Annotated in this window: 1 protein-coding gene; it reads left to right on the plus strand. The window is 58.5% G+C overall.

Annotated elements, in window-relative coordinates:
• Positions 1-335 precede the first annotated feature (335 nt).
• On the plus strand, positions 336-764 hold a 429-nt coding region (locus ACZYOF_RS44105; protein ID WP_463719638.1), incomplete at its 3' end, for a response regulator.

Genomic DNA, 764 nt, shown 5'->3' on the forward strand with positions numbered 1-764 from the left:
TCAAGGGAAGGAGAGCATCGCTCGTCTTGCGCGTCTGCGTGCACTCAGCCCTCACTCAGTGTTGCTGCATCGTAATAGCAACCCCCGTGCCAAGGCTGTCCACGCTCTTTAAGCTTCTGATTTCGCGCTGAAAAACTTGCGAGCCGACGGATGACACCAGGTGTTTTGAAGGTGACAGCAATTGTGCCGCTGTCAGAAGCCGAACAAGGATCGCAAGCATCAAACGGGCAAAAACCGGCTTGGCGCGGGCCCTTTCGATGCGTTCATGCGTGGAACGGAAATTGCTAATTGCTCTTGCAAGCCGCTTTGTCGGCGCGATTTTCAGGAGAGCGACAGTGCAGCAAGATGTCGAAACCTCGAGGGCGGAGGGCCAGCGACGGGTATTCGTGGTCGACGATGACGAGATCACCCGCGTGACTTTGCAACTTATGCTGCATGACGAGATCGAGACGCACGAGCTTGCAACGCCGGAAGAGGCTTTTGTCAGGGGCATCGATTGGTTGAAGCCGGATGTGGTGCTACTCGGCGCCTCCTTTTTGGGGCAAAAGGGGCCGCCGTTGATCGGCCAATTGGCGGCCCATTTTCCCGAGGTGCGGATCCTGATCGTCTGCGACAAATCCGACGAGCCCACCGCGGTCGAAGGCATCAAGGCGGGCGCGCACGGCGTGCTTATCAAGCCTCTCACCTTGGAAGCCGTCCGCAAGAAGGTCGATGGTATTCTCGAACGGGGCGCCACCGCGCCCATCGTGCAGCTCAGGGTGCTG

It is taken from the genome of Bradyrhizobium sp. LeoA1Lang (genome assembly GCF_055413685.1).